Annotated in this window: 20 protein-coding genes and 2 pseudogenes; 4 read left to right on the forward strand and 18 right to left on the reverse strand. The window is 52.1% G+C overall.

What is annotated here, in order from left to right; all coding sequences use genetic code 11:
• Window positions 1–27 precede the first annotated feature (27 nt).
• The 13 genes from JCM15548_RS23375 to JCM15548_RS08045 all read right to left on the reverse strand — a co-directional run bounded on the left by JCM15548_RS23375 (window position 28) and on the right by JCM15548_RS08045 (window position 16080).
• On the reverse strand, window positions 28–264 hold the full coding sequence (locus tag JCM15548_RS23375; protein ID WP_227625584.1) for a hypothetical protein: 237 nt from the start codon (window positions 262–264) through the stop codon (window positions 28–30).
• A gap of 214 nt (window positions 265–478) precedes the next feature.
• Entirely contained in the window at window positions 479–2380 is a 1902-nt protein-coding gene (gene pbpC / locus JCM15548_RS08000) for a penicillin-binding protein 1C (RefSeq protein WP_227625585.1), read from the reverse strand.
• A gap of 31 nt (window positions 2381–2411) precedes the next feature.
• Window positions 2412–3143 carry an aspartate-alanine antiporter-like transporter gene (locus JCM15548_RS23380; protein ID WP_262486942.1) on the reverse strand — a complete coding sequence of 244 codons (732 nt, stop codon included), beginning with the start codon at window positions 3141–3143 and terminating at the stop codon, window positions 2412–2414.
• A gap of 155 nt (window positions 3144–3298) precedes the next feature.
• On the reverse strand, window positions 3299–4006 hold the full coding sequence (locus JCM15548_RS23385; RefSeq protein ID WP_227625587.1) for an aspartate-alanine antiporter-like transporter: 708 nt from the start codon (window positions 4004–4006) through the stop codon (window positions 3299–3301).
• A gap of 226 nt (window positions 4007–4232) precedes the next feature.
• Window positions 4233–4904 (reverse strand): fibronectin type III-like domain-contianing protein, encoded by a 672-nt coding sequence (locus JCM15548_RS25220; protein WP_262486944.1) that lies wholly within the window; start codon window positions 4902–4904, stop codon window positions 4233–4235.
• A complete protein-coding gene (locus tag JCM15548_RS08010) occupies window positions 4898–6448 on the reverse strand; it encodes a glycoside hydrolase family 3 N-terminal domain-containing protein (RefSeq protein WP_262486945.1) in 1551 nt (516 codons plus the stop codon). Before JCM15548_RS08010 ends, JCM15548_RS25220 begins: the two co-directional genes overlap by 7 nt.
• A gap of 226 nt (window positions 6449–6674) precedes the next feature.
• Entirely contained in the window at window positions 6675–8000 is a 1326-nt protein-coding gene (locus tag JCM15548_RS08015; RefSeq protein ID WP_062124266.1) for a DUF5125 domain-containing protein, read from the reverse strand.
• A gap of 29 nt (window positions 8001–8029) precedes the next feature.
• A complete protein-coding gene (locus JCM15548_RS23395) occupies window positions 8030–8236 on the reverse strand; it encodes a glycoside hydrolase family 30 beta sandwich domain-containing protein (protein ID WP_227625588.1) in 207 nt (68 codons plus the stop codon).
• A complete protein-coding gene (locus tag JCM15548_RS08020; RefSeq protein ID WP_227625589.1) occupies window positions 8230–9525 on the reverse strand; it encodes a glycoside hydrolase family 30 protein in 1296 nt (431 codons plus the stop codon). The genes JCM15548_RS23395 and JCM15548_RS08020 overlap by 7 nt, the downstream gene beginning before the upstream one ends.
• A gap of 68 nt (window positions 9526–9593) precedes the next feature.
• Window positions 9594–11120 carry a RagB/SusD family nutrient uptake outer membrane protein gene (locus tag JCM15548_RS08025; RefSeq protein ID WP_062124155.1) on the reverse strand — a complete coding sequence of 509 codons (1527 nt, stop codon included), beginning with the start codon at window positions 11118–11120 and terminating at the stop codon, window positions 9594–9596.
• Window positions 11121–11123: 3 nt separating this feature from the next.
• On the reverse strand, window positions 11124–14117 hold the full coding sequence (locus JCM15548_RS08030; RefSeq protein ID WP_227625590.1) for a SusC/RagA family TonB-linked outer membrane protein: 2994 nt from the start codon (window positions 14115–14117) through the stop codon (window positions 11124–11126).
• A gap of 285 nt (window positions 14118–14402) precedes the next feature.
• On the reverse strand, window positions 14403–15878 hold the full coding sequence (susR, locus tag JCM15548_RS08040) for a SusR family glycan utilization regulator (RefSeq protein WP_062124159.1): 1476 nt from the start codon (window positions 15876–15878) through the stop codon (window positions 14403–14405).
• Window positions 15832–16080 (reverse strand): hypothetical protein, encoded by a 249-nt coding sequence (locus JCM15548_RS08045; RefSeq protein ID WP_157482534.1) that lies wholly within the window; start codon window positions 16078–16080, stop codon window positions 15832–15834. The genes susR and JCM15548_RS08045 overlap by 47 nt, the downstream gene beginning before the upstream one ends.
• Window positions 16081–16275: 195 nt before the next feature.
• Between JCM15548_RS08045 and JCM15548_RS08050 the strand changes: the two genes are divergently transcribed.
• The 4 genes from JCM15548_RS08050 to JCM15548_RS08060 all read left to right on the forward strand — a co-directional run bounded on the left by JCM15548_RS08050 (window position 16276) and on the right by JCM15548_RS08060 (window position 19368).
• Complete coding sequence (locus JCM15548_RS08050) at window positions 16276–17268, forward strand: pectinesterase family protein (RefSeq protein ID WP_157482537.1); 993 nt, start codon at window positions 16276–16278, stop codon at window positions 17266–17268.
• A 72-nt stretch (window positions 17269–17340) separates the two neighbouring features.
• Window positions 17341–17793 carry a 3-keto-disaccharide hydrolase gene (locus JCM15548_RS25225; protein ID WP_262486946.1) on the forward strand — a complete coding sequence of 151 codons (453 nt, stop codon included), beginning with the start codon at window positions 17341–17343 and terminating at the stop codon, window positions 17791–17793.
• Window positions 17790–18122 carry a 3-keto-alpha-glucoside-1,2-lyase-like domain-containing protein gene (locus JCM15548_RS25230; protein WP_262486947.1) on the forward strand — a complete coding sequence of 111 codons (333 nt, stop codon included), beginning with the start codon at window positions 17790–17792 and terminating at the stop codon, window positions 18120–18122. The genes JCM15548_RS25225 and JCM15548_RS25230 overlap by 4 nt, the downstream gene beginning before the upstream one ends.
• Window positions 18123–18177: 55 nt before the next feature.
• Window positions 18178–19368 (forward strand): M24 family metallopeptidase, encoded by a 1191-nt coding sequence (locus JCM15548_RS08060; RefSeq protein WP_062124163.1) that lies wholly within the window; start codon window positions 18178–18180, stop codon window positions 19366–19368.
• Between the two features lie 74 nt (window positions 19369–19442).
• Here JCM15548_RS08060 and ftcD read toward each other — a convergent pair.
• The 5 genes and pseudogenes from ftcD to hutH form a co-directional block, all read right to left on the reverse strand.
• A pseudogene (ftcD, locus tag JCM15548_RS08065) lies at window positions 19443–21139 on the reverse strand (glutamate formimidoyltransferase).
• 11 nt (window positions 21140–21150) lie between these two features.
• Window positions 21151–22050 carry an amidohydrolase family protein gene (locus JCM15548_RS08070; RefSeq protein ID WP_227625599.1) on the reverse strand — a complete coding sequence of 300 codons (900 nt, stop codon included), beginning with the start codon at window positions 22048–22050 and terminating at the stop codon, window positions 21151–21153.
• Window positions 22005–22376 carry an amidohydrolase family protein gene (locus tag JCM15548_RS23400; protein WP_227625591.1) on the reverse strand — a complete coding sequence of 124 codons (372 nt, stop codon included), beginning with the start codon at window positions 22374–22376 and terminating at the stop codon, window positions 22005–22007. Before JCM15548_RS23400 ends, JCM15548_RS08070 begins: the two co-directional genes overlap by 46 nt.
• Before the next feature lie 55 nt (window positions 22377–22431).
• Window positions 22432–24095 (reverse strand): annotated as a pseudogene (hutU, locus tag JCM15548_RS08075) (urocanate hydratase).
• Window positions 24073–25659, reverse strand: a complete 1587-nt coding sequence (gene hutH / locus JCM15548_RS08080) for a histidine ammonia-lyase (RefSeq protein WP_062124165.1) — start codon at window positions 25657–25659, stop codon at window positions 24073–24075. Before hutH ends, hutU begins: the two are co-directional and overlap by 23 nt.
• Window positions 25660–25682: the final 23 nt, after the last annotated feature.

The raw sequence follows: 25682 nt of genomic DNA on the forward strand, positions 1-25682 counted from the left end.
TAATGAATTAATGTTTAGGATTAAGGCCTAATGTTCCCTGTTGGGTTCTTCTGCACCCCGGAAGCTTCTTACCAGGCGCTGACCGGCTTCATCAATCAAGGTGAGCGTATTGGGTCCCGGATGCGGCAGAATCTCCATGTCATGATTTTGTTGGGTGCGTCCCAGATACTGTCCGTTCAGATGCCAGTGAATGGCGGCATTTTCCTGGCGGTGAACCGCACTGATGACGATGCGCGAGCGCTCTCCGCTCAGGTTGCGGGGCACAAAACGGTGGTGTGGGCGGGTGGATAGATCAGGTCCATGGTGGGTCCGGTGTCCGTGTTTTCCATTCCCGGTTTAAGAGGGGGCAGTGTCGGATATTCCGGGTGAAAGCGACGGTAATACCATTCCATGACCGGCGGAAGGATGAAAAAGCTTTTGGAGAGGAGGGTGCCGGCAGGTTCCTGGGCAAGGCTACTCCGGTACAGACCGTTGGCCGTTAAATGTACCAGTTGGTGGTAGGGACAGGGGGCGGTTTTTTGGTGGTGATGGGGATGAACTGCTGTTCGACTGGCGTGCAGTGGGGACCGGCCCGGTATCCCGATTGGGCACAGACCGGGATTTGCAGGAGGTCGTCATAAGGAATCGCCAAGGGAGAAGTGGGCGGAAGCAGGCCAAATAGCTCAAAGAGGAGCGGACCGGCCGCCAGACCGCCAACAATGCCGGGACGACCCTCGCCGGAGGCATTGCCGGCCCAAACGGCGATTACATACTCCGGCGTTACACCCACCGCCCAAGCATCTCTGAAGCCATAGCTCGTGCCCGTCTTCCAGGCCATCTGTCGGGAAGAGGAGAAGTGTTCCCATCCCGATTCCTCCGGCGGGCGCTGCACACCGGTCATGGCCTTGAGCGTAAAATAGATGGAGGACGCGTTGAGCACTGTCGGGTAGGGAAGGAGGAGGTCCGGTTTTTTAGGGGTTTCCTGCTTTTCCAGCTGCAAGGGCCGAAAGTCGCCCAGGCGGTAACGGCTGTTCTCGTTCACGTAATGCTGCAGTGTCCGGCTCAGGGAGGCATAACTGCCTGCCAAATCCCACAGAGTGGTTTCACAACCGCCCAGAATGAGGCTCAAGCCATAGTGGGAATAGGGTTGGTGGATGGTGGTAAAACCGGTCTCATGCAGGTTTTTGATGAAGCGGCTGCCGTCGTAATCGTTGAGCAAGCGGACAAAGGGTATGTTCAGGGAGCGCGATAAGGCCTGATGGGCCGGTACGGCCCCGTCGAACTGCCGCTGATAATTCTGGGGGGTAAAGCCCCGGTAATAAGTGGGAATGTCCGGTAGCAGAGTGGCAGGCAGAATTTGTCCATCCTTGAGGGCAAAGGCATAAAGAAAGGGTTTGAGCACGCTGCCCGAACTTCTGGGCGAACGGATGATATCTACCTGATAGCCCTTGTCTTTATGCGGCCCCTGACTGTTGCCCACATAAGCGAGCACTTCTCCAGTTTCTACAGAGGCGATGAGGGCGGCGGCATTGTAAATCTCATTGCTTTGTAATCGACGGCTGTGGCGCTCTACGACCTGGGCGGCCAGTCGCTGTAAATCCGTATCAATGGTCAGTTGTTGCTGTACGCCGGGGTTACGGACAATTTGTCGATCCAGTAAATGGGGCGCCAGATGGGGCATGGGGCCGGGCGCTTCGGGCAAGGGTTCCAATAAAGCCAGTTGCAGCTCCAGCGGCGACAGGTGGCCTCTGGTATGAATTTTTTGCAGCAGGGTATTGCGTTTTTTCAGGAGTTGGTCGCGACTTCTACCCGGATGCATCAAGGCTGGAGCATTGGGCAAAACGGCCAACAACGCCGTTTCTGCCCAGGTGAGCTGATGTGGCGGACGGTTAAAATAGCGCCAGGCAGCCGCTTCCAGTCCCACCGTGTTGCCCCCGAAGGGCGCATGGGCCGCATAAACGGCCAACAGGGAATCCTTACTGAGTGCCGCCTCCAGTCGCAGGGCCAGCACCATCTCCTTGGTTTTATGCAGCAGGTTTCGGGGAGCCGGACGGGCCAGTCGCACCACTTGCATGGTCAGGGTGCTGCCGCCGCTGACGATGCGTCTGCTTTTGAGGTTGGACCAGGAGGCCCTCAGCAGTGACACGGGGTTGATACCCGGATGTTGAAAGAAGTACTCGTCCTCGAACAGAAGAAGAGCCTTTGTAAATTTGTCCGGCACCGAATCGCCGGGCGGGAAACGCCACTGCTCATCCCGGGCAATATGGGCGCCGAGTAAATGGTGGTGGCGGTCGGTCAGCACCGTGGCATAATCAGATGGGAAGCGGATCACCGGCAGAAGGAAAAACAGAAGGATTAATCCCGCGAGGACCGCTATGGTCCATTTAAACCGATGGAGCATAGGAAGATTTTATGGTTAAAAGTCCCGGGCATTAGCCAAAGGCCGCCAAAATTTGAACACAGACAATCAATAGCACCATGGCCACCGGGTAAACCGTGGCATAGGCCACGGCCGGCGCATTGGTGTCGGTCATCGGTGAAGCAGCCGCCAGTCCCGGCGTACTGGTCATGGCACCGGTGATGGTGCCCATGAGCGACAAGAAATTCATTTTCTTGAAAAAGTGAGAGGCAACAACGGCTAAAAACATGGGGACAATGGTGATTAATCCACCGATGATAAACAGGTTATAGCCATAGAGTTCGAAGGTTTCCACCATGTTGGCACCTGCCTTGGTACCCACTTCCACCAAAAAGAACATCAGGCCCACCTGGCGTAACAACTGGGTGGCGGCACCCGACATGCTCCAGATAATGGGGCCGGTGCGTCCAATGCGGCTCAATATCATGCCCACCAGCAAAACGCCACCGGTCAGTCCCGGGTTAAAAGTAAAGGCATCCCCATTGCCAAAAGTCAGGGAAAGATTGCCAAAGAGAATACCTAAAACAATCCCAATGGCTATGGGGAAGAAATCGGTATCGGACAATTTTTTATCGTTGTTCCCAAAAAAGCTGAAAACCTGCTTCATGTTTTCCTTGCTGCTAGCCACCATCACCTTATCACCCATTTGCAAACGCATGGAAGGAGAGGGGGTAATGTCGATACCGCTTCGGCGCACGCGGGTTACCGTCGCCTGATAGTTGAGCCATAGGTTGAAACTGCCCAATGGTTTGTTAACTGCTTCTTTGTTGGTGACCAATACGGATTGGACCTCATAGGACTTGTGCAGGGGGATATCTTCATCGGTCTCGTGTCCAATCAGCAGCTTGATCTTTTCCAGTGCATCCTTGGTGCCGACCGCCTTGACCAGATCGCCCTTGCTTAAGACGCAGCCGGTGCCGGGATGACGGATTCCCCCTCGTGGAGGATGCGGGAAATGACCGCACCGGTCATGGAGCGTATCTTCAGCTCTTTGATGGATTTATTGAGAATGGCCTCATTGTCCACCTGAAAAGTGCGGCTAAGGATATCGGGAAAGCCCGAGTGGCTCTCTTTTTCGTATTCGTCTTCCGCAGCTTTGACATTGGCCCGGGTAATTTTGGGGTAAAGGCGCACAAACAAAATAACGCCGATAACGCCAAAGGGGTAGGCAATACCGTAACCGATAGAAATCAGGGGAGAGTCGGTGGCGTCGATGGCAGCTGCCAGGCCCGGCGTACTGGTGAGTGCTCCCGTTAGCAATCCGATGGCCACCGGCATTTCGATACCCGTATAGTAAAAGGCGATGAAGGTGATGAGCGAGGCGGAAACAATGACAATGGTGGTGAGAACCATGAGCGCCCGGCCTTGCTTACGAAAGGAATCAAAAAAACCGGGTCCGGCCTGCATGCCAATGGTGTAAATGAAAAGGATCAGCCCAAGGGTGCCAATGATGGGGGGAATCACTACCCCGTGATGGCCAAAAAAGAGGGCCACAAAAATAATGGCCGAGATATCCAGTGAAACGCCGGCAATTTTTATGTTCCCGATGATAAATCCGATGCAAATAATGACGAATAGTGCGAAATAGGGTTGAGTGAAAAGTTCCATGCCTCAGTCTTGTTTGGTTTAGAATCCACAAATTTAGGGGAAATCTTTTTGCCAAAGGACTTAATAATCAAAATAAACCTTAACAAGCCGGTAAAGTTTTGGGGATTTCACAGGTGTTATTCCACCAGATTGTGATATGAGCGATGGGGTAGGCCTAGGATGGAGGGGGTAAAACAAAAAAGCCCCGTTTTGATTTCACAACGGGGCTTTTCCAATAGAATATTCCTTATTTTAAAGAGAAGGAAGCGGAAGTCTTAATGTCGGTAGCAGATGCACCAATGATGGCGTCAAATTTTCCGGGTTCTGCCACCCACTGCGCCATTTGATCATCATAGAATTGCAGCAGAGACGCGTCAATGGTAAATTCAACAGTGACCGTTTCGCCAGGCTCAAGCTTCACTTTTTTAAATCCTTTCAGTTCCTTCACCGGTCGTGGCAGGGAGGATTTTTTATCCGCGATATAGAGCTGAACGATTTCACTCCCGGCTCGTCGTCCGGTGTTGGTCACTTCAACGGAACAGATGAGTTGTCCGTCAGCCGACAAGGCGTTGCTGCTGAGCGCGGCCTTTCCATACTGGAAGGTTGTATAGCTTAAGCCATGCCCAAAACTAAAGAGCGGCTCAATGTTCTTTTCATCGTGCCACCTGTATCCCACCAAAAGGCCCTCCTTGTATTTCACCACACCGTCTGTGCCGGGATAGTCCCCCACGGCATGTGCCGAATTGTCGGACAGCTTTACCGGATAGGAAAAAGGTAGTTTGCCGGAAGGGTTCACGTCGCCCACCAGAATGGCGGCCAGAGCGGTACCCGTTTCCGATCCCAGATACCAGCTTTGGACAACCGCCGGTGTTTGGTTGATCCAAGGCATGGTGACGGCATTGCCAGATATGTTCACCACAACGAAGTCTCATTAACTTTAGCCAGTTCAGCGATCAGGGCGTCCTGGTTGTAGGGCAGATCCATGCTCAAACGATCGGCCCCTTCGCTGTCCTGATGTTCACTTTTGTTGAGTCCGCCAAAGAAAATCACATAATCGGCCGTTTTGGCTACGGCAAGGGCTTCCGCCATCATCTCCGCTTCGGAGCGATCGTCCGTCAAATCCTGGCCGGTGGATACATTGTTGTAGCTGCCGCCCACATCTCCCACGTAACCACGGGCATACACCACTTCCACATCGGGTTCCAGGCGCTGACGCAGACCATCCAACGGTGATATCTCATACTTGGCTTTAAGCGAAGAACTACCACCGCCCACGGTCATCATTTTAATGGCATTTTCGCCAATAACGGCTATTTTTTTGGTTTTGGCCGGATCGATGGGCAGGATGTGGTCATCGTTCTTTAGCAAAACAATGCCTTCCTGCGCTATTTCACGGGCCGCTTTTCCGTGGGCCTCGGTGGCAAAAGAACCGAAGGGACGGCTGCGGTCCATTTCCGTGCGGAAGATCAGGCGCAGCACATTTTTAGCTTTCTCGTCCAGTTCCTCAGTACCTACCTCGCCCGAAGCGATCAGCTTCAGATAGGGCTGTGCCAGGTAGTAATTGTCGTAGGCATTGCTGGCCCCCCAGGAGAGGCCGTCGGTCCATGAGCCAAATTCCATGTCCAGGCCTTTGTAAATGGCCTCGCGGGTATCGTGCACACCGCCCCAATCTGATACGACCACACCGTCGAAACCCCACTCTTCGCGTAGGATTTGGTTGAGGAGGTAGTCGTTGTGACAGCAGTGTTCGCCCCTGAATTTGTTGTAGGCACCCATAATGGCCCAGGCCTTGCCTTCCTGAACAGCTGCCTTAAAAGCAGGCAGGTAAATTTCCCGGAGGGTACGTTCATCCACCTGAACATCCACCGAACCGCGGTCGGTCTCCTGATTGTTCACCGCAAAATGTTTCACACAGGCAGCTACCCCGTTGGATTGCACCCCTTGAATGTAGGGCACCACCATTTTGGAGGCCAGGAAAGGGTCTTCGCCCATGTATTCAAAATTGCGGCCGTTGAGGGGTGTGCGGTAAATGTTGACGCCGGGGCCCAAAAGCACCGTTTTGTTTCGGTAGCGGGCCTCTTCACCAATGGCCACGCCATATTTTCTGCCCATCTCCACATTCCAGGTAGCGGCCAGGGCTGTCAAGGCCGGAAAGGCGATGCAGGAGTCGTTGGTCCATTCCGCCTGTGACCACTCGTCCCAAAGGACTTCCGGCCGAATGCCGTGGGGACCGTCGGTCATCCAGACTTCTGGAATACCCAGACGCGCCACACCGGCCGAGCTGAATTTTGACTGGGCATGGAGCAGCGCCACTTTCTCTTCGGTGGTGAGGCGCGACAGCGCGTCGTCCACTCTTGCTTCCAGGGCCTGGGTATCATCCAGATAGACCGGGAGCTCCTGCGCTGCCAGCGGCAGCATCCATCCCGCACATCCCATTATTATGGTTATCAGTAAATGCTTCATAATTGTTGTTTGTTTCTGTTTAAGTTTATCTGTCTATCGTCACGACTGCCATGGTCCTAACCAACAGAAATTTATGAATTAATTTTGGTCCTTCCTCAAATTATTTTGGATCAAATGGTCATCGAGGCTTTCTGGTCAGGCGCTGCTTCTAAAATAAATTGAGTATGCAGGTAGTTCCGGAAGGGTTTCCGGACTACCTGCATACTGCCTGTCAGGTGTGAAAAAACTATTCTGCTGTAACGGTCAGGACGGCGTTGTCTCTGCCTGCTGTAATATCCACTTTTAAAATGTAAGTTTTTCCAGTCTCCAGGGTCACACCTTCTGCCAGACCCAGGTTGCCGGGATCGCGACCATTTTCGCCATCTCCAACGAAGATCAGATCGCTTTCGGTTGTTAGGGAGTTGTTGGTGTATTCGCCACCCCAATTTTTCTGATGGAAAAACTTGAAGTTGATGGAAGAGGTGTTAATGTTTTGGCCTCCTACCAGTGTTACCTGGTAAATTTTTGGCGCTACGGGCGCAAAGCATATGGCTTTACCGGGATTCCATCCTGTGGTATTGGCCAGGGAAGGCTTACCAATGTCCTCTCCGATAATCCATAGGGCACCAGAACCATCGGCTTGCAAAGTGGCCAAATCGTTACCCGACATCACTTCAAAAATAAAGTATTTATGCTCGAAGTTGGCCGTCACCCGGTATTTGCCGCTGGAGGGCACAAAGGCAAAGGTGCCGTCCTCGTTGGCTTCCATAAAATCGGGATCTATCCACCAGTCGTCCAAATCACTAAAGCCTTCAATGGAAATGGCAGCATCTTGTTCCAGTTCCTTTTCAATTTTATAATTGTTGTCATCCACCATGGCCATTTCCGTGCCGGCCATCCGAAGAACGATAAAGGGGGCCGCCTGGTAATTCAAGGTGTTGAAAGAGATAGCGTAGACGCCGGCATTGGAATTGGAAAAAGGAATCTGTGTATCGGAATGGTGTTGCACAGCCCCTTCGCGCCAGCCAAAGGTGATATCATTACCTCTGTCGCCAAAAGCAGGTGCTTTGATGACCGCTTTTACTTTTTGGGGGAAATTTTCCGTGGCCGCATATTGGTTGGGGCCTGTTTTTTCCATAGTGAATTCTCCCTCGGCTGTGACCAGGGTCAGATGGGGGAAATCGGGACGAGACACCGGAAGCTCCCATTTTTGTATTTCGGTGGCAAATTCAATGTTCTGCGCCACCAATTCTAAAGTGGCTGTTCCATCCGGAATGTTGGGTAAAAAGGGAATATATAGCTGTCCTGAATAATTTCCCGCGCTCTTTGTGCGGATAACGGTTTCTGATACCAGATCATCGCCAAAGAACAGGCGTGCTTTCAGGGTGGATAGCGGCACATTCTCCAGATCGCTGACCTCTGCGCTGAATGACAGGCTGTCGCCAAAATAAGCCGTAGAAGGCACGCCACTGACCGTTAATTGGGGTTGCCCCTGGGATTCTTCCTCATCACTACAAGCAAAAATCAGGGAGAGTGAGAGGATACTGATGAGAAATAAATGATATTTTTTCATGGTGATTTTTTTAAGTTTGTTATCAATGCTTACCATCTGAAGGAGGCCACCGATTTGGCTGGTATTTCATACGAAAAATGGTTATCTCCGTCGCTCAGGGTGACCGACTGCGCCTGCTCACGGTTATTCAGCGCCACAAAAGCATGGGTGCCGTCACTGTTCTTAAAGGCCGAATAGGTCAGTCCCTGAACCCTTAGTCCACTGGTCCCGATTCTGTAGGCACCGGGTTTCACCACGGCCGACAGATGGGCGATGATGTAATAGTGGGAATTGCGGGTGATGCTTTGGTCGTCCGAGCTGTTAATGTCGACCGCCCCGTAGCAGGTCTGACAGCCACCATCCGGTTGGGACCCCGCTCCGAATCCAGCATCAGGTTCCATACAATGACCCCTCTGCACCAATTGTTGACCGTTCCCAGGGCGACTTCTGCCATGTCCTCCATTAAGCGGGTGCTTAAGTCGCGACCATTGTTCCAGGTGCCGATGGAGGTCTCCGTGAAGATCAATTCTTTGTCCGGCGCCATTTCATGAATGTCGAGCAGCTCCGCTTTATCCCCGCCATAATTGTGGTAGGCCGCACCCGCCAGATATTGGGAGGCTTCTGCGTCGTTGTAAATCTTTACGGGGTAGTCCACCTGATCGGCCATGTTATCATAGTTGTAATTGTGGTCGAAGGCATAAATTTTGGTCTGCAAACCGGCCTCCTGCAGGGCAGGTCCCAGCTTCTTTACAAAATCGCGCTGTTCTTCCCAACCCATGAACAAAGAAGCCGAATTGCCCCGGTTAAGCGGTTCGTTCTGCGGGGTGATGGCATCAATGTGAATGCCATGACCGGCAAATGCCTGTATCCATTTCACAAAGTAAGTGGCATAATCCTCGTAGTAGGCCGGATTGAGATGGCCGCTGGTCCAGGAGTTATAGGCCTGCAAATCGGTCAGGTTGTTCACCTTCATCCATTGGGGAGAGGTCCACGGCGATCCCAGTATCTGTAAATCCGGGTTGATTTCCAGAATCTCGTGCAGGATAGGGATCACATAATCGAGCTCTTCCGTTTGCAGGGCAAAGTTTTCGATGCCAGGCGTATCGCAACAGGTATATTCGCTGAGTGAAAAATCGGAACAACCGATGGCAATGCGGATGTAGCTGAAGCCGTAACCCTTTTCGTGCGAAAAGGTCTCCGTGAGGAATTGGGTACGGTCGGCCTGACTCATCTGCAGCAGGTTGTAGCAAGAGGAGCCGGTTAGCGCCGCCCCAAAGCCATCCATTTCCTGAAATTGGGTGTCTGCCTCAAGGGTGATGGTGTTGGGCGACATGTTGGAAGTGCTGCTAAAATCCACATCACTCCGCATCAGGTCATAGGCCCGGTTGTTGGTCGTTACCAATACATACACCTCTTGGTCGGTGACCTCTGGCACGGGTTCGGGATCGATGTCTTTCTCCGTTGAATCACAGGCCGAGGTGCCGCAGGCCGTCACCAAAAAGCTGAGTCCCAAAAGCAGGTAAGTATATTTGAAAGTTATCTTCATTGTTTTTTTCTTTATTTGATGGTATGGTCAGCATCCGGATGGTTTCCCGGATGCATGAACACGTATGCTTAATATCCGGGGTTCTGAACCAGGTTGGGATTGTTGTCCAGAACCGTTTGGGGAATGGGCAGCAAATCTGAAAATTCGTTGTAAGCGCGTATTTGGGGAAGGCGACCGCTGTCGCGCTGATTCAGACTGTTCATGACCTCTTGCAACTGATTGTTACGGATGAGGTCGAACAAGCGTTGGCCCTCAAAGGCCAGCTCCAGTCGGCGCTCGTTCAAAACCGCAGCGAGCATCTGCTCGGGCGAGCCTTTGACCGAGGCTTCCAGTCCGTTCAGGTTCGCTCTTTGGCGGATCTGATCCACGATCTCCGCTGCAGCGGTTAAGTTGGCAGCACCTCCTTTTTTGACCAGGGCTTCTGCTTTAAGTAAGAGGATGTCGGCCAGACGTAATTTGATGATGCTGCTGTTGGCCGAGCGTAGCTTATACATAAACGCATAATTGTCCGATGGATAATAATTGGCCCAGGTGGTTTCGTAAAAAACGATGGATTGGTTTTTACGGATTTCATCGCCTTCTGCCTCATATGCCGCGATGAGGTCGCGGGAAGGTGTCACCCACTTGGCCCAGGAGAACTGCGTGTCGTAATTCAACAAGTCGCGACCAAACATCCAGGTCACCCAGTTGCCACCACCGGTGAAATACTGGACTTCCAGAATGGATTCGGAAGTGTTGCGGGCTTTCACATCGTTGCCTGCTTCGTTCATGCCAAATAACAGGGAAAGGTCCTCCACCAGCAGGAAACCATCTGCTACCACCGAATCGGCATAGGCGATCACCTTATCCAGATCCTGCATGGGTTTTTCGGCATAAACCTTACTCAACAGGGCTCTGGCCACTGATTTGGAGAGTTTGGTCTTGTTGGTGGCATTGTTCGCCGGGGCATAGGGAATCGCGGTAGTCAGGTCCTTTACGATTTGCGCATAAGCTTCTTCTGCGGTTTTTTGCGCCGGAAAATAGTTGGGATAGACCTCCTCTATGTTTTCTGCTGTGATGTCACCTGCTTCGCGGGTAATCACCGGGATGTTTCCCCAAAAGCGCACCATGTCTAACATCACCATGGCTCTGAATATTTTGGCTTCGGCCTTCCATTGGCGACGCTCAGTGGCAGAGAAGGCGGCATCTGGTACCGAATCAATGTTGGTGATAAGGGCATTGGCCTTGGCAATATCGGCCAGATAGCTGTTCCAGTCCCGGTTGATGACACTGTTGCCGCCATCCAGGGAGTTGTTTTCAACCGGCACAACTTCCGATCCCGTGGTGCCGGCATAGGCGTTGTCCGAGCGCACTTCGGACAGCATCAGGTAATCGAGGTACCAGTGTTCCTGCCGGTCCTTCAAGGTGTTGTAGAGTCCTTCGTAAGCCGCCAGGACTTCGCTCCGGTTTTTGTACTTGATGCGGTCGCCTTCATCGTCGGTGGACCCGACAATGACTTCGGAAAATTCTGAAATCGGATCTTCATCCAGTGAGCAGCCTGTGGTGAAAGCTACCAGTCCCAGGATGATGAGTTGGTATATGAATCTGTTTTTCATGATTTACTTTTTATGCTGTTTAAAATTCAACTTTGACACCCAGTACAAAGGATTTGGTGTGGGGATAGTGCCCCAGTCAATGCCTTGCACGGCCCCGCTGTTGCCCCACTGATTCACTTCCGGATCCATGCCGGAATAGTTGGTGAAAGTAAGCAGGTTGGTGGCGGTAAAGTAGGGTTGCAGACGGTTGATACCCCATCTCTCGAGACGTCCGCCTGAAAAGTTATAGGCCAGGGAAATGTCTTTTACCCTTAGGAAACTGCCATCTTCCACAAAATAGGAGGAGACTTTCATGTCGTAACCCGCCTTGGGCATATCGGTCAGTTGACCAGGGATGCGCCAGCGGTTTAATACCTTGCGCGACTGGTTTTTGGCATCGTACATCCCTTCTGTTTCAATGCGAGAGGCATTGAAGATGTCGTTCCCATAGGCGCCTTGCAGCAGAATGTTCAGCGACAGGCCTTTGTATTCAAAGTTATTGGTTAAACCAAAGGTGAAATCCGGATTGGGGTCCCCGATATAGGTTCTGTCAGAGCTGGAGAGTACGCCATCCTCGTTGAAATCGCGGTACATCAATTCCCCTGATTCAGGATCCACCCCATCGCTGATGTAGCCATAGAAGCCACCCAGAGAACGGCCCGGCTCGTTGCGAACCACAAACTCATTGAGGTTGTCACTGGTGCGCGCGTCATAATATATTTGTGTGAGCGACAAGCTGTTTAGCTCATTTCTGTTGAAGGAAATGTTGAAATCGGTTTGCCAGCTAAACGGGCCTGTCAGATTGCGGGAGTTGACCATAAACTCAAAACCGGTGTTGGTCATTTCTCCTTCGTTCCGTGTAATTGAACTGGCCTGGGCCGATCCCGAAGGAAGGGAAACATTCATCAGCATGTCGGTGGTGCTTTTGTAGTACCAGTCGGCGCTCAGATTGATCCGATTGCTGAGAATGGTTAAATCAATACCCAGGTTCGACTGGGTGGTGGTTTCCCAGGTCAGATCCGTGTTGCGCAGGTTGTTTTGATAGAGGGTCACTGTAGCATTTTCTTTTCCGGGTTCCCACCAATTCTGACGGGAAATGCCATATCGCTCCAGGTAAGAATAATCGCCCAGACCAGATTGGTTGCCGGTTTGACCCCAGCCGCCTCTGATTTTTAAATCATCCAGCCAGAATAGATCTTGTAAAAAAGGTTCGGAGGATAAACGCCAGGCGGCCGACGCAGAGGGGAAATAGCCCCAGCGATGGTCGGGGTGCAACTTGGAAGAGCCATCGGCCCGCATATTCACCGATATGAGATATTTACTGTCGAAATTGTAAGCCACCCGACCCAAATAAGACATGATGGCCCAGTTGGCGGCATAGGTGCCGTTGCCTTGTGACAACTTGTTACCGGCATTGATGGTCTGGATGCTGCCATCGTTGTAGTGGGTAACGGCCTGGGAACTTTGCGACCATTTGGAGGTGGTGCCGGAACTACCCAACATGACATCGAAGTTATGGGCGTTGAGGTCCCTGTTGTAGTTCAGGATGTTGTCAAAAATCATGACTGTACCCAGTGAGCGGTTGTCGCTGGCCGCCCCATGCTGAGAGCGACCCCAGGACGTTTTGAGCGGATCCAGAAAGGTGGTGGCATGGTTGTAGCTGCGATCCATGGTCATGGTCGATTTAAAGGATAAATCAGGCGTAAAGGTGATCTCAGCATTTCCTGTAGCTATCAAACGGTTATTGCCGTTCCTGTTATCCTCGCTCCGCGACATGTTTTCTACAGGATGCGTGATGTTGGCTCCGTAGAATTGGTTGTTGTACTGCCCCGGGTTTTCTGGATCCCAGATGGGTGCATAAGTGGGGGTGTTGATGACCGATAAAACCACCCCGGCACGGTTGGCTCCCTGGCCCGAAATAATGCCGTTGGAAGCATAGTCCGAATAGGAAATATTGGCGCCGATGTTTAACCAGGGTTTGATTTGGTTGTCAATGTTGGCTTTGAAGTTGTATCTCTCAAAAAAGGCCACATTGATGATGCCCTCTTCCTGGGTGTAACCTCCCGAAATGTAATAGCTTAGCTTGTCGGTGGCATTGGAAACCGATAGCTGATAATTTTCTGTTCGCGCGCTTTGGTAGGTTTCCTCATACCAGTCGGTTTGGTCGCTCAAATTGTTGGGCAAATTAATGGTAGAGCCCATGTCGCTCAGCAATTCACGGTATTCATTCACCTTGAGCGATTCAATCTCATTGGCCAGTCGTGTCACACCGGTATGTGCCGTCAGCGTAATCCGGGCATTGTCCACCGACCCTGATTTGGTGGTGATAATGACCACTCCGTTGGCCGCCCTTGAACCATAGATGGCCGCGGACGAGGCATCCTTTAATATTTGAATGCTTTCAATGTCGTTGGCCGATAAAAAGGCGATATCGGTCATGGGCACGCCATCTACCACATATAAGGGGTCGTTGCTGCCGTTAAAAGAGGTGGTTCCTCGCACACGGATCACCATCCCAGCGCCCGGTTCCCCGTTGGGACGGGTCACCGAGACCCCTGCGGCCTTTCCCTGCAGGGCTTGCGAAACCATGTTAATGGGTCGCTGGTCCAGGTCGTCCGTCGATACCGTGGAGATGGCCGTGGTCACATCCTTTCTTTTAACGGAGCCGTAGCCAATGACCACCACTTCCTCCAAACCAACCATATCTGAAGTCAGGGCGATGTTGATCGTAGAGGTGTCACCTACAACAACTTCTTCATTGGTATAACCAATAAAGGAGTAAACCAACACATCTCCCGGGTTGGCATCGATGGTATATTCCCCATTGAGGTTGGTGATGGCACCTGTTTGGGTGCCCTGAATCCAAACAGTTACCCCAGGCAAGGGCTCGCCTGAGGTGTCGGTGACCTGACCATCAATTGTGACATTCTGAGCCATCAGGTTGTGGCCGGTCAGAAACATCATCAAAAAGGTCAAGGCAAACATCCATTGACGTTTCATCGAATTTGTCTTTTTCATTTGAAGTGAGTTTGATTGTTTTTGCAAAAATTAACAAATCAAAGATATCGGCCCTGTCCGTACCCGTCAATTCCGGATGGGTGGAGAGTGGATGAAGTTGAGGCCGGAATGGCGTCAAATGGCTTTAAAACAGACTTATATAAAAACCGGAGGAGATAAAAAAAGTGGAAGGAATAAGAATCGTCTTAAACAGCCAAAGTGTTTAAAAATGTCATTTGTCGCCGAAATGATCCATCAATGGTCGCAAAGAACCCTTTCGCCCAAAATGTTAAAGTAACACTTTAGTTAAAGGCTGTCTTTGGTCTCTTCTACATTGGGTGCATTGATTTCCATGATTAATTTTTCAAAATCGTCGCGCTGTACCATGGATTTATTTTTGATCTTGGCCCGGTAATTATAAATGGTGTTGACCGAGTAACGGAGTAGGCCGGCAATTTTGGAACTGTCCGGAATGCCCAATCTGATCAGAGCAAAGATTCTTAGTTCCGTATTGAGCATCTCGCCCGGCTTCAGTTCAATGCGCTCCTGAGGTTGAAGGAGATTATTGAACTCTTTGACGAAGTTGGGGTAGATGTGCAGAAAGGTATTGTCAAAGTTGTTGTAAAACTCCTTGAGCTCATTGTCGATGAAGCTGCCCGATTTGGTGTAGCTCAGCAGTTCTGCTACCCTTCCTTTGGTAATTTCCCGGTTGACCATTTTGCGCATGTCCTCCATTTTGTCAATGTAGGTGGAGCAAATGCTTAAAAACAGACCAATGTATTCCTCCTTCACATGGTTGGCTTCAGCCAGACTGCTGTTGAGGTGCTTTAAACGGTGGTTGACGTCCTTCAGATCCTGGTTGAGTTGTTCAAGCTGGTCGTTGTATCCCTGTACCTTTGCGTGTGCTTTCTGCAGTTTCCGTTTTTGTTTGTAGATGATCCAAAGGGTCAGCATGGAAAATAGGAACAAAAGAACGGATATTCCCAAAAACAGGCGGAGTTGCTGTTTTTGGCGCTCATTTCGAAGGTTATAGGTGCGGTCAATGATGGGTTGGATTTCCGATATCTGAACGTTCCTGAGTTTGGCATTATAGAAATTGGCATCCTCCATGGCGTAGCGGATATAGTTGTAGGCCCTTTTGAGATCGCCTTCTTCAAACAAAATATTGGCCAGCAAGGTGATGGAGGCATTGTCTTTAATGGCAGAGCGGGTGTCAGAAATGGCAGAGCGGATAAGAAACTTTTTTCTTAAAAAAGGGTCCCCTTGCTGTTGATAGTCCAGCGAGCGGTGAAAGGCTACCACCGCATACCCCTGATCTTCCGGTGTGAGCAACGCCATCCTCTGATCGTTGGTTTTCAGCGCCAGGTCAATATTGCCGGAATCACGGTAGTTGGTTTCCAGCATACTCAGATAGAGGTCTGACCTGGTGTCGAGTCTTTGAAACAGTTGGGTCTTATATTGACGGGCAATTTTGTAATAGGTTTTTTTGAGCCATTCCGAACGGGAATAAAAAGCCAATTCCCCGTAGACATGATCATAGGCGTGGTACAATTGAATTTTCAGCTCTTCGGTGAGGGCCGCTTCAGGTATGGAATCCAAGATATCCACCGCCTCCTTATACATGCCGCTGGAAGCCAGGAGGTGGGCCAGCTTGATTTTTGTATCCCGGTAGGCTTCCATGTCCTCAAGATTTTGGGCCAATTGCAAATTGCGTTCGAGGTAATGAATGGCCGAATCACAAATAAAGGCTGGTAGGCTGGAAGAGTTTTTGATGAATGGCATAGCGGTTTTCCCGATGGCTGCTTTCGGCCAGGGTTCCCTTTAGAAAAGCAATTTTGGCCTCTCTTTGTTGGGTGTACAGGTTTCTGTTTTTTAATTCTTTATCCAGCACCAGAAGCAGCGAATCCACTTCGTTGGTTTGGGCGGGTGTGGAAACGGACACCGCCATCATGGCTGCAAACAGGAGGATGAGGATAGATTTCATGCGATGGTGGTTGTAAGAAAAACAATAAACGGGGAACATGAACAAAAGTAGGTATCATGGCTGATTTTTCAAAATTGACTATATTAGATGTTTCTTGGCGGAATGTAGCGATCAAAGGCCAGTTTTAGCGGGGTGTTTTTCTGCCAAATAGATAAAGTTTTTTTTAGGGCTAATTGATTACAAATAGTTAGGATTATGAATTTAAATAAAAGATTTAGCTCATTGAGTGCCCTTCTGATGGGACTGGCTTTTGCGGGATGCTTAAAAGCCGGGGTTTCTTACGATTATACGGTAGCCAAGGATGGGTCCGGTGATTTTACGAGCATTCAATCTGCCATTGATGCCACCAAAGCCTTTCCGGATGAGCCCATATCCATTTTTATCCGAAATGGTGTTTACGAAGAAAAAGTCCGGGTCTATTCCTGGAATACAAAGCTATCTTTGATTGGTGAAAGTCAAGAAAATACCATCATTACTTATGGAGATTATTTCGATAAACTGGCCTTGGGACGCAACAGTACTTTCCATACCTACACCCTAAAGGTGGAGGCCAATGATTTTACCATGAAGAACCTCACGATTGAGAATTCTGCGGGACCTGTGGGGCAGGCTGTAGCGCTGCACGTGGAGGGGGATCGCTGCCATTTTGAGAATTGCCGGTTTTTGGGACATCAGGACACGGTATATGCGGCCGGTGAAGGGGCGCGACAATTGTTTAGTGCCTGCTTCATAAGCGGCACCACCGATTTTATTTTTGGAGAAGCCACGGCCGCTTTTTACCAATGCCGGATTCACAGCATGAGCAACTCCTACATAACAGCCGCCAGTACGCAGGAACACATTCCTTATGGCTATTTGTTTTTGGCCTGTGAATTGACCGCCGATGAAGGCGTTGATGCGGTGTATCTGGGACGGCCCTGGCGTGATTTTGCCAAAGTCGCCTTTGTGGAGTGTCACTTGGGCGTCCATATTTTGCCCGAAGGCTGGAGTAATTGGTCGGGCACCCAGCGCGACCAAAGCGCCTGGTATGCCGAATTTAAAAACGAGGGTCCCGGTGCAGAGACAACCCAGCGGGTGGCCTGGTCGCATCAGCTGACAAGCGCGGAAGCGAAAGACTATACCCTGGATCAATTTTTGAATTTCGGACAAAAAAAATGGCCTATAAATAAATCATTAAATGAAAAATAGAGGCTTTACTTCATCCGTTACTTTTAATGAATGAAGATGAAGCCTCGGCAACAGTAACTAATTTTGAATGCTATGAAAAATCTGATTTTAGCCGGCATCTTGGTTCTGACAGTATGGGGCTGTAATGGTCCTCAGTCGGTTAATGAAGACTGGCAACCCCTTTTTAACGGAGAGAATCTGGAGGGCTGGGACATCAAATTCACCCATTCCCCCATGGGGGTCAATTACAAAAACACCTTCCGGGTAGAAGAGGGCTTATTGAAAGTCCGCTACGACGAATGGGACAGTCTGAATAACATTTTCGGTCACCTGATGACCAAGGAAAGCTATTCCCACTATAAAGTGCGCGCCGAATACCGCTTTGTGGGTGAGCAGGTGAAGGGGGGAGCCGATTGGGCCTATCGCAACAACGGCATCATGATACACAGCCAGTCGGCCGAAAGCATGCGACTGGATCAGGACTTTCCGGTAAGCATTGAGGTGCAGTTATTAGGGGGTGACGGTTCGGGCCCCGTTCCAACATGAATGTCTGTACGCCCGGCACCATGGTGCAGATCGATGGCGCCTATTTTGAGCAACATTGTTACAGTTCAACGGGCGCCACTTTTGATGGCGACCAGTGGGTAACGGTAGAAGTGGAAGTGAGGGGCGACTCCATTATTAAGCACCTCATAGATGGGGAAACGGTGCTTCAATATGAAAAGCCGGTTTTGGATGAGATGGGGCCCGATTATCAACGGCTTTATTCAGAAGTTCATGGCGCCCGCTTGGTGCAGGGGCACATCGCTCTCCAGGCAGAGAGTCATCCTACCGACTTTCGAAAAGTGGAAATTCTGGTGCTGGAGGACGAATAGAGAGGCTTTCAGTGCCAGCTAAATGCGTACTTTTAAAGTTTAAAACGATTCACATATGAGTAATCAAGTCCCTTTGTCTGAATTGAACCAACGCTTACAACGGTTTCAGGAGCAGATGAGTTTGAGCCATCCCGATTGGGAAATGGCGGTGATTTTTAGCAAATTAAATTTGTTGTATTTTACCGGTAGCATGCCCGAGGGCATGTTGCTGATTGAGCGGGATAAACCCGCAAAACTCTGGGTTCGTCGCAGTTATGGACGATCCAGAGATGAGTCGCGCTTTCCCTTTATTCAGCCGATGGATAGTTACCGTGAAGTAGCGGGGGCTTATCCGCAGATTCCCGGGGTGGTCTATCTCGAAACGGAATTTGTTCCTTTGGCCATGTACCAGCGTTTTCAAAAGCACTTTCCTTTTTCGGAATTCAAATCGCTGGATTTTCAGGTAGCCATGACCCGGTCGGTCAAAAGCGCCTGGGAGCTGGGTTATATGGAGCAAGCCGGAGCCATTCATCAGCGTGTGCTGGAAGAACGGGTGCCGGCCATCTTGCGGGAGGGCATGAGTGAGCTGGAACTGGCCGGTGCCTTGTACCAGGCCATGTTGGAAGAGGGCCATCAAGGGGTGGCCCGTTTCAATATGTTTGATACCGAATTGGTGGTCGGACAAATCGGTTTCGGAGAGAGCTCGCTTTATCCCACTAATTTTAATGGTCCAGGCGGAAATTATGGCATGGGTCCGGCCATGCCCGGACTGGGCAGTCGGGAGCGACGATTAAAAAAGGGGGAGTTGGTGTTTGTAGATATGGGCATTGGGGTCAACGGTTACCATTCTGATAAGACCATGGTCTACCAATATGGCGGACAACTGCCGGAGGAGGTTTTGGCTGTGCATCAGCAATGTGTGGATTTGCAGCATCAAATTGCCGCTCAATTAAAACCGGGAAAAGTGCCCGCCGAGATTTACGAGTCGGTCATGGCCGGTTTAAGTCCGGACTTCCTGGAGAATTTCATGGGCTATGGTACCCGCCAGGTGAAATTTTTGGGTCACGCCATTGGCTTGACGGTCGATGAATTACCCGTTTTAGCTAAAGGATTTGATGAACCTCTGCAAGAAAACATGGTCTTTGCCGTGGAGCCCAAGAAAGGGATCAGGGGCATTGGCATGGTGGGCATTGAAAACACCTTTGTGGTAACGCCCAAGGGCGGTCTCTGCATCACGGGGGATCATCCCGGCATGATGCTGGTTTAAGCTGCGCACAGGGGCAGTTGGGCACCCACCTTCCTGGAACAAAAGAGTGCTATCCCACAGTTAGAAACTTGCCTTTAGCCCTGCATTTGGCGGTGCACTAGGGTCAGGATGTCTTCTTCCAGCTGTTGACTTTTAGAAAGGATTTCAGTGACAGTTTTTAATACCTTGTCATTATAGCTTTTATCAGGATATTCTTTCGCGTTTATTTGCACATTCAGGGCGGCTCCCCTTACCGCCGCCCTGGCTGCAATAGCGCCCACGCCGGCATCGGAAACGGAGCCAGGGTTACCTGTTTGGGCCATGGCTTCATCACTTCCATCGACTGGTAGCTCAGTTCCATGACTTTCAAGGGGACTTCAATGGCGTAGCGGGTGGCCTTTTGAATGGCTGTCCGGCGGTCCTGCTTTTCCTGATCGGTGCTTTTCGGCAGTTGAAAGGCGGACAGGATGGCGTTGAAGGCCCTGGTGTCTTCGTCCACCAGCCTGAGCAACTGATCCTGGAAGGTCTTACCCTTTTCGGCCCATTGGGCAAAGGTTTCCCATTGCGCCTCCCAACCTCTTTTGTGGGCCGACAGGTTCGCCACCATACTGCCCAGGGCCGCTCCCATGGCCCCCATGCAGGCCGATACCGAGCCGCCCCCGGGTGCAGGAGATTCCGAGGCTGTGTTTTCGACAAATTGACTTACAGAGCTATTGATTAAGGGCCTGGCATCTTTGTCTTCGATTAAATATTCAATGATTTTCTTTTTCGGATCAAAGGGGCCCAGTTCATCCAGTCCGAGCGATTTAACCGCTATTTTTATCAATGCCTCGTCGGACACCCCGGCAGAACGTTTTTGTTTGTGTAAAAAGTAACGCCCGGCATCCAGCATGGCTTGCAGGGGTACGACGCCTACCAGTTGCGAGCCGGTCACCCGAAGGCCGCGGATTTCCGCCCGCTGGCACGCCGCCTCAAATGTTTGATGGATGGTGGTGCGGGTGATATCCGTGATGTTGAACGACAATTGTGCGATGCCATATTCTTCGATGTACCAGCCAATGCCTTTGACCCCTTTCAGCAGGCCGGGCTCGAAAAGGGGCTCCCCTTGGTTGTTTTTCAAGGGCTTACCTGTGAGCGTCCCCCCTTCTCTTTTGACCCGGCCCTTTTCCCGGAGGTCGAACGCAATGGCATTGGCCCATCTGGTAGAAGTGGTGTTGAGATTGATGTTGTAGGCCACCAAAAAGTTCCGGGCACTGACAGCCGTTGCACCGGAGCGGGCGACTTTTTCGTCGAAGCGGGCCGGACCAAAATCCGGTTGCCAGTCGGGATCGCTCAGTTTTTGCGACAGACCTTCGTATTCCCCTGAGCGGCAGTCGGCCAAATTCCGCCGTTTCTCTTCCAAAGCGGCGTTTTCGTAACAATAGACCGGAATCTGCAGTTCTTCACCAATGCGTTGGGCCAGCTGGCGGGCCAGACTGGCGGTTTCTTCCATGCTGATGCCCTTGACGGGCACCAGAGGCAGCACATCGGTGGCCCCAAAGCGGGGGTGGGCCCCCTGGTGTTTGCGCATGTCAATAAGTTGGGCCGCTTTCCGAACAGCTAAAAAGGCCGCTTCGCAGACCGCTTCAGGTGGTCCCACAAAGGTAACGACCGTGCGGTTGGTGGCCTGACCGGCATCCACATCAATGAGGCGGACCTGGTTCACGGACTGTATGACCTCGGTAATCTGTCGGATCGTTTCGGGTTGGTTGCCCTCGCTGAAGTTGGGTACGCATTCTATGATTTGGTCCATGTGGTTTTTGTTTATTGGGTTAAAATTCCGTTTTTCCAGATTTTTTCCGGACGCATTTGTCCCTGATGGTACAAGACCTCCTGGTAGTTGGAGGTTGGGAAAGCCATAAGGTCGGCCAGATGTCCCCGCCGGATGCAGCCCCGGTCCTCCAGTTGCAGTGCCCGCGCCGCCCTGATGGTCATGGCCGCCCAGGTCTCCGCCATGGTCAGCCCTTCCGCCACCCCCATCAGGGCTGCCTGCACCAGCAGATTACCCATGGGGGCCGATCCCGGGTTCCAGTCGGAGGCAATGGCCAGAGAAGTGCCGGCATCCAGCAATTGGCGCGCCGGTGCAAAAGGTGCGCCCAGTCCGATAGACGCCCCCGGCAGCACCACGGGTATTGTTTTCCCCTTGGCCAGCGCGCGTATTTCATCGGGTGTCATTGTTTCCAAATGGTCGATGCTTAGGGCCTCCACATCGTTGGCCAGTTGCACGCAGCCCGAAGTAAACTGATTGCCGTGGATGATCAGGTCAAAGCCCATGGCTTTGGCCTTGAGCAAATATTTTTTGGCGGCAGCGCTGGAAAAAGCATTCTCTTCCACGAAGATATCCACCCGGTTGGCCAGATGGAACTTCCTGACTTTGGGTAGCAGGTGGTGGACCAGGTGGCTGAGATAGTCCGCTTCTGAACCCTCAAAATCGCGGGGCAGCAGGTGGGCGGCCAGACAGGTAGGGATCAGTTGTGGGACGCATAGGGTGTCGGCCTGGCGGATGGCTTGTAGTATTTTCAGCTCGTGGTTTACCGACAAGCCATAACCGCTTTTGACTTCAATGGTGGTGATACCTTGTTTCAGCAGATTTTGTGCACGATGTTTGGTGAGTTCTGTCAGTTGTTCAATGGAGCTGCCCTGGTTTGGGTCACGGTGCTCCAGATGCCGCCACCCCTGGCAGCGATTTCCTGATAGCTTTGTCCCGACAGGCGCGCGGCGTAATCGTCTGCCCGGGAGCCTGCCCAGCAGATGTGCGTATGGGCATCGATCAATCCCGGAAAGGCCACCAGGTCCTGGTCCATAAACTGGATGGATGAGGGATTGGCCTCCGCCTTTAGCTGCTCAAAATTGCCCACGGCCTGAAAGTGGCCTTTGGCCACCAGCACGCCGCCATGGGGAATGATCTGGAGCTGGTGGTCCGATAAGGCCCCCCTCTCGGGCAGTTCGGCCATGGTTACCAGCTGTTTAAATGGTCCGATCAGTATCATCCATCTCTGTTTTAGATTTATCCCAATTATTAAACAATTACAGTAAGCATCTCCTTTATAAGTTGAAGTTTTTCAGGTTTTCCAGGGCCGACGGGTAACCGGCATCCGCATGACGGAAGATGCCCATGGCCGGGTCGTTGTACAGGACCCGGGAAAGGCATTCGGCCGCCCGGTCGCTGCCATCGGCCAGCACCACCATGCCGGCATGCTGGGAATAGCCCATGCCCACGCCGCCGCCATGGTGAAAGGAGACCCAGGTGGCTCCACCGGCCGTATTGGCCATGAGATTCAGCAGGGGCCAGTCGGACACCGCGTCACTGCCATCCATCATGCTTCCGTCTCCCGGTTGGGGGAGGCCACCGAGCCGCAGTCGAGGTGGTCGCGCCCAATGACGATGGGGGCTTTGACCCGACCGCTTTTCACCAGCTCGTTGAATAGCAGGCCGGCCTTTTCACGATCGCCCATGCCCAGCCAGCAAATGCGGCTGGGCAGTCCCTGAAAGGCTACCTTTTTACGCGCTTCCGTCAGCCAGTGCAGGAGATGGGCATTGTCGCGGAAGAGTTCCATCAGCGCCTGGTCGGTGGCATAGATGTCTTCCGGATCCCCCGAAAGCGCCACCCAGCGAAAAGGGCCCTGTCCCTCACAAAAGAGGGGACGGATAAACTCCGGAATAAAACCGTTGTAGTCAAAGGCACGGGCTTCACCGCCCTGCCGGGCCAATTCCCGAAGGTTGTTGCCATAGTCGAAGGTCACACTACCCCGTTCTTTGAGTTGTAACATAAAACCCACGTGGCGGGCCATGCTTTTAAGGGAACGTTCCTTGTATTTTTCAGGGTCGCTTCTTCGCAACGCTAAAGCCTCCTGAAGCGACAGTCCGTTGGGCACATAGCCATTCACCGGGTCGTGGGCCGATGTCTGGTCGGTCAGGATATCCGGTGTCAGCTTGTCGCGCAGCAGCCTTTCCAGCACATCGCCGATGTCCCCGACCAGTCCCACCGACAGCGTCTCCCCTTTTTCGCAGGCCGCCAGCACCCATCGTTTGGCCTCTTCATAGTCGGCCGTCATGCGGTCAATGTACTTCGTCTGCAAGCGCTTTTGAATACGCTCCGGATCCACATCTACGCCCAAAAAGCAGGCGCCGGCCATGGTTGCCGCCAGTGGTTGAGCGCCACCCATGCCGCCCAATCCGCCCGAGACAATGAGCCGGTGCTTCAAATCTCCATTGAAATATTTTTTGCCACATTCAACAAAGGTCTCCCAGGTGCCCTGTAAAATACCTTGCGAGCCGATGTATATCCAGCTGCCGGCCGTCATTTGGCCGTACATCATGAGGCCCCGTGCTTTGAGTTCCTCAAAATGCGTCCAGTTGGCCCAGGCCGGCACCAGATTGCTGTTGGCGATGAGCACCCGTGGTGCTGAGGGGTGGGAGCGGATGAGGCCGATGGGTTTGCCCGACTGGACCAGCAGGGAGTGGTGCTCGTCCATCTCCAGCAGGAGGCGGATGATTTCTTTCACCGCCTCCGGGTTACGTGCGGCCTGTCCCGTGCCACCATAGACAATCAGGTTGGCCGGATCTTCCGCCACCTCGGCATGCAAATTGTTGAGCAGCATGCGCAAAGGCGCTTCGGTCTGCCACGATTTGGCATGCAGCCGACTGCCGGTAGGTGCCCGGTAAACAGGGTGCCGGGCATAGGTGTCAATAAATTCCGAATATTTCATGGTGCTCGTTTTCAAAGTGGATATTGGCCTGGCCGGCCATCTGGTTGAGATGCTGAATCAGACCTTTGGACCGGACCAGTTCTATGGCATAGGCGATGTCTTCATCAAAGACGCGGTCGTTTTCGGTAAAGGAGACATGACTGCGGATGAGTCGGTGCGCCTCTTCAATGAGGAATCCCGACTTCAGCGGCTTACGAAAGTCAAAGCCCTGGGCTGCTGTGATGAGCTCAATGGCCAGGATCTTTTCGAGGTTATCAACGATCTGCAGGGATTTACGTCCGCTGATGGAACCCATACTCACATGGTCTTCCTGACCCAGAGAGGTTGGTATGCTGTCGGCACTCGCCGGAAAGCAGAGGCTCTTGTTTTCACTGACCAGTGCGGCTGTCGTGTATTGCAGAATCATGAATCCCGAGTTGAGTCCGGTGTGGGTCATCAGCAGCTTGGGCAGGCCCGGCACACTTTCGGTCATGGAAAGGTAAATGCGCCGGTCCGAGATATTTCCCAGCTCTGCCGCTGCCAGTCCCGCATAATCCAGCGGCAGGGCGATGGGCTGACCGTGAAACAGGCCCCCGCTGATGGTCTTGTCCTCCGAGAATATGATGGGATTGTCGGTGACCGCGTTGATCTCCGTCAGCGTGGTCTCTTTCAGGTGCAGCCAGGCATTGCGTGAGGCCCCGTGGACCTGCGGAATGCAGCGCAGGGAATAGGGATCCTGGACACGGGTGCAGTTGCGGTGCGAATCGACGATTTCAGAGTCCTTCAGGAGTTTCCGCATCCGACTTGCCACATAGACGCTGCCGGTGTGGGGACGCAAGGCGTGCAGTTCTGCATCGAAACTTTTGACCGAGCCCATCATGGCCTCCAGATTGAGGGCCGCCAGGATATCGGCGTGGTCCAGACAGTTTTGCAGTCGCTCCACAATGGCTATGGCGTGGGCAGCCATGAACTGCGTACCGTTGATCAGCGCCAGGCCTTCCTTGGGTCCCAGTTCTATCGGGGCCATGCCCATATGGTGCAGGACCTCTGCCGCCGGTTTTATCTGATCGGCCTGCCAGAGTTTACCCAGACCAATCAGTGGCAGAAACAGGTGGGCCAAGGGTGCCAGGTCGCCCGAGGCCCCTACCGAACCCTGCTCCGGCACACAGGGAGTCACATCCCGATCGATGTGCCAGATAATACGTTGGAGGGTTTCCACGGCAATGCCCGAATAGCCTTTGGCCAGTGCGTGGACCTTGAGAATCAGCATGAGTTTGGCCAGCTCCCTGGAGATGGGTTGGCCAACGCCCACACTGTGGCTCATCAGCAGGTTGTATTGAAGTTTTTTGGTGTCCTCCTCGTCGATCAACGTGGTACAGAGCGGTCCAAAGCCGGTATTGATGCCATACACGCGTTTTTTATGGTGGACAATATTCTCCACCATCTGTCGGTTGTCCTGCACTTTTTTGAGGATGGCGGGCGAAAGGATGCCGCGCCGCTTTCCTCTGGCCAGATCCAGAGCCCCGCCAATGGTCATACCATCCTTCCCGTAATGGAAGGGCTGCTTTGATTGTTGCTTTTGCATGAACCTGTTTTTTAAGTCAACAG

Source organism: Geofilum rubicundum JCM 15548 (assembly GCF_000974365.1).
In the GTDB taxonomy this organism is placed as follows: Bacteria; Bacteroidota; Bacteroidia; order Bacteroidales; family Marinilabiliaceae; genus Geofilum; species Geofilum rubicundum.